We start from the raw sequence: 4,956 nt of genomic DNA on the forward strand, positions 1-4,956 counted from the left end.
AGGTCTGGGCCATGGAAGCCTATGGTGCTGCCCACGCGCTTCAGGAATTTCTTACGGTGAAATCCGATGATATGACCGGCCGGACCCGTATGTATGAAAAAATTGTTAAAGGCCAGAATGTCCTGGAACCTGGAATGCCTGAATCTTTCAGGGTTCTGATTAAAGAGCTCAATGCTCTGGGGCTGGATATGAATCTTATAGAAGGCAGCAAATAAGGAGAAGACTTTGGATAATATTTACGATTTCTTCGCAAAACCCAAGGACCCCCAAAGTTACGAGGGCGTTCAGATCAGCCTTGCATCATCCGATCAGATTCGGGAATGGTCCTACGGCGAAATAAAAAAGCCTGAGACCATCAACTATAGAACCTTTAAGCCTGAACGTGACGGTCTTTTTTGTGCTAAGGTATTCGGACCGACCAAGGATTATGAGTGTAATTGCGGTAAGTATAAACGCATGAAGCATCGGGGAGTTGTTTGTGAAAAATGCGGGGTTGAGGTTATTCAGTCCAAAGTCAGACGCGAGCGTATGGCGCATATTGAACTTGCCGCGCCCGTATCACATATCTGGTTTTTGAAAAGTCTGCCTTCCAAGATCGGCAATGCTCTGGATATGACGTTGAAGAATCTGGAAAAGGTTCTTTACTTTGATTCATATATTATTATCGACCCTAAAGGTTCTGGGTTGAAAAAAATGCAGCTGCTTTCCGATGACCAGTATTATGAGGCCATTGAAACATTTGGTGAGGAGGGCTTTATTGCCGGGATCGGCGCTGAGGCTATCTTAACCCTGCTGAATGAGATTGATCTTCAGGCAGTTCATGATGAACTTACCGAAGAGATAGGCCTGACCAAATCCATGGCCAAACAGCAGAAAATGGCCAAGCGCATGAAGGTCATTGATGCCTTTTTGACATCAGGGATAGAGCCTTCCCGGATGATCCTGACGGCCTGCCCGATTTTACCTCCGGATCTGCGTCCCCTTGTACCCCTTGAGGGCGGCAGGTTTGCCACCTCGGATCTCAATGATCTGTATCGCCGTGTGCTCAATCGCAATAACCGCCTTAAACGGCTGGTTGATCTCAATGCGCCGGATATTATTGTCCGAAACGAAAAACGGATGCTCCAGGAAGCTGTAGACGTGCTTTTTGACAATGGACGTCATGGCCGGGTGGTCACAGGGACCAACAAGCGTCCGTTGAAATCTTTATCTGATACGCTTAAAGGCAAACAGGGGCGGTTCCGTCAGAATCTCTTAGGTAAACGTGTGGATTATTCCGGGCGTACCGTAATTACCGTGGGGTCTGAACTTCGGCTCCACCAGTGCGGCATTCCCAAGAAAATGGCTTTGGAGCTTTTCAAACCGTTTATTTACAATTACCTTGAGCAGAAAGGCCTGGTCTCCACGGTAAAAAGTGCCAAGAAAATGGTTGAGCGCGAGGAGACCGAAGTATGGGATGCTCTTGAAGCCGTGGTAAAGGAATACCCGGTTATGCTTAACCGCGCGCCCACCTTGCATCGTCTCGGGTTCCAGGCGTTTGAGCCGGTATTGATCGAAGGGAAGGCCATTCAGCTTCATCCTCTGGTGTGTCCGGCGTTCAACGCTGACTTTGACGGAGACCAGATGGCCGTACACGTGCCGCTTTCCCTGGAATCCCAGCTGGAAGCCAGGATCATGATGCTCTCTACCAACAATATTTTATCCCCGGCAAACGGCCAGCCGATTATTGTTCCCACCCAGGACATTGTATTGGGAATTTATTATATGACCCGGGCAATGTCCGGTCAGCAGGGAGAGGGGACCACCTTTTCAAGTACAGACGAGGTACGTTTTGCCTTTGATGCGGGAGAGGTTAGCATTCACGCCAAAATCAAGGTTCGCATTGACGATGTGATCTATGATACCACTACCGGCCGAATTCTTTTGTGGGAGACCATCCCCGGTGACGTGCTTTTAAACATGAGCCGTATCCGGACCGAAAGCCTTGAGGCCGCCGAAGCCGCGCTTGCTGAATTAAAAGCAGGTGAAGATTTTGATGCAGTCTTGAATAAATACGGGGATGAGGAGATTAAAAAGACCCGGGGGACAACAGGCGTTTTAACGCGTAAGGAATTTAAAAATATTTTTCAGGTTTCCGACGTGGTGGTGGAGCAGCTTTACGGACTTAAACAAGGGCAGTTCACCGATGTCCGCATGGTGGGCGAAAAGTACACCCTTTTTAAAGTGGAAGAAAGAACCTCTACCTTGCCGTTCAGTCTGGTGAACAAGCTGATGGATAAAAAATCCATTGTAAAGCTCATTGACTATGCCTACAGAAATATCGGTTTAAAGGAAACCGTTATCCTTTCCGACCGTCTAAAGGACATTGGATACAAACATTCAACACTTGGCGGCCTGTCCATCTGCATTGATGACATGATTATTCCGTCAAACAAATGGGATCTCATTGGTAAAGCAGAAAAAAATATTGAAGATATTAAAAATCAATATTCCGAAGGTTTGATTACCCAGGGTGAAAAATACAACAAGGTGGTTGATATCTGGGCCCAGGCGACAGATGATATTGCGAACGCCATGATGGAAGTGATGAAGAATCCGCCCAAAAAAGAAGGGGCGGACAGCTCAGAGGAACTCAATGCCGTTTATGTTATGGCAGATTCCGGAGCCCGTGGTTCCAAGGACCAGATGCGCCAGTTGGCCGGTATGCGTGGTTTGATGGCCAAGCCTTCCGGTGAGATTATTGAAAATCCCATCACCGCATGTTTCCGTGAAGGGTTGTCCGTACTACAGTACTTTATATCCACCCATGGTGCCCGGAAAGGGCTTGCTGATACCGCATTGAAAACAGCAAACTCCGGCTATCTTACCCGCCGTTTGGCTGATGTCGGTCAGGACTGCACGATAGTGGAGCCAGATTGCGGTACCATAAACGGCATTGAAGTTGAAGCTTTGTATGAGGGTGGTGAAATTATTCAGACCCTTGGAGAAAGAATTCTTGGGCGCGTTACCCAGGAGGATATTCGCGATCCTTATTCCGATGAATTTATTGTGGCGGCTGACACAGAACTTAATGAAGCCCATGTGGCTAAAATTGAGGCCGCAGGCGTTCAACGCGTAAAAATCAGATCCGTATTGACATGTAACTCAAAGCACGGTGTCTGTTCAAGATGCTACGGTCGTGACCTTGCCCATGGTGTTACGGTGGAAATTGGTCAGGCCATTGGTATTGTGGCAGCCCAGTCCATTGGCGAGCCCGGTACCCAGTTGACCATGCGTACCTTTCATATCGGCGGTACAGCATCCAGAAAGGTAGAGGTCGCTGAAGTCAAGGCCCGTGTCGGTGGGATTGTAAAGTTCAACGAGGATATTCAGACCGTTATTTCGGCCCAGGGCGATGTCATTGTCATGAACCGTAAAGGTGGCGGTGTGACCATTGTCGGCGAAGAGGGGCGTGAGCGTGCCAAGAATAATGTGATTTATGGTGCCACTCTTCATGTCAAGGATGGTCAGCAGACTGAGCCGGGCGATATTATCGCCTCCTGGGATCCCTTTACCACGCCGATTATCACGGAAGTATCCGGTCGGATAAGATTTGCTGATATCATCGTGGGTAATACGGTTCAAGAACAGATTGACCCGGTTACCGGTAAAGTGTCAAGGACGATTATTGAAAGCAAGGATGTTGAGGTTCGGCCCAGGATCACCGTTAAAGATAAAGAGGGTAAAGCGGTCAAGTTGCTCAACTCTAAAACCCCAGCCAGGTATTACCTGCCGGTAAACGCGATTCTAACTGTTGATGAGGATGACAACATCATGGCAGGTGATGTTATTGCCAAACTGCCGCGGGCCACCACTAAAACCAAAGATATTACCGGTGGTCTTCCCAGGGTCGCTGAGCTTTTTGAGGTCAGAAAGCCAAAGGATCCGGCAGTGCTGACTGAAATTAATGGCTATGTCACCGTTTCAAAGGGGACTAAAGGCCGTCAAAAGGTCACGGTTAAGCCTGGCGATGTTGGAGAGGCCAAAGAGTATGCCATCCCCAAGGGGCAGCATGTATCAGTGTATGACGGAGATTATGTAAAATCAGGTGATCCGCTGATCGCAGGTTCGGCCAATCCCCAGGATATAATGAACATCAAGGGTGAAGTGGCCCTAGCCAAATACCTGGTTGACGAGGTCCAGGAAGTTTACAGGCTTCAAGGTGTACGAATCAACGATAAGCACATCGAGGTAGTCATTCGCCAGATGATGCGCCGGGTTAAAGTGATCTCCACCGGGGATACTAATTTTATACCCGACGAACAGGTTGATCGTATCCTTTTTGAGGAAACCAATCGCAAAGTGGCTGTGGCAGGTGGTGAGCCGGCCAAGGGAGAACCCTTGATTCTTGGTATTACCAAAGCCTCTTTGTCCACAGATAGCTTTTTGTCTGCAGCCTCTTTTCAGGAAACCACCAAGGTGCTTACTCTTGCAGCCATTGAAGGCAAGTATGACGGGCTTAAGGGGTTGAAAGAAAACGTTATTATGGGTAGACTCATACCGGCTGGTACGGGTTTTCCAGGCTATCGCAATCTGGAAGTGGGATATGGTGAAGTTGCTGAAGTATAGAAAAAATAAAATATTATTGACATTTAGAAAAAGTATAAGTAGAATCAAATATTTTGTCGTGTATGGCGACTTATTAAGTTTGATGAAGGAGCGTGTGGAGTTATGCCGACCATAAATCAATTGGTACGAAAAGGTAGAAAGAAGTCTGAAAAAAAGGTTAGTACGCCGGCTTTGAAGGGCGGACCTCAAAAGCGAGGGGTTTGCACTAGGGTGTATACTTCTACTCCTAAAAAGCCGAACTCAGCTCTAAGGAAGGTTGCAAGGGTTCGTCTGACAACCGGTATGGAAGTCGCAGCTTATATCCCGGGCATGGGGCATAATCTCCAGGAACACTCTGTTGTTCTGGTC

At 47.9% G+C, this 4,956-nt stretch carries 3 protein-coding genes; all 3 read left to right on the plus strand.

All coding sequences use genetic code 11. The features are described from left to right. Positions 1 to 215: hypothetical protein (locus tag B3D59_RS17640; RefSeq protein WP_286822456.1), on the plus strand; the 215-nt coding region annotated here is incomplete at its 5' end. A gap of 10 nt (positions 216 to 225) precedes the next feature. Then, entirely contained in the window at positions 226 to 4,608 is a 4,383-nt protein-coding gene (gene rpoC, locus B3D59_RS17645) for a DNA-directed RNA polymerase subunit beta' (protein ID WP_286822457.1), read from the plus strand. A gap of 102 nt (positions 4,609 to 4,710) precedes the next feature. After that, on the plus strand, positions 4,711 to 4,956 hold a 246-nt coding region (rpsL, locus tag B3D59_RS17650; RefSeq protein WP_286822458.1), incomplete at its 3' end, for a 30S ribosomal protein S12.

The organism is Desulfobacter sp. UBA2225 (assembly GCF_002348205.1).
GTDB lineage: Bacteria > Desulfobacterota > Desulfobacteria > Desulfobacterales > Desulfobacteraceae > Desulfobacter > Desulfobacter postgatei.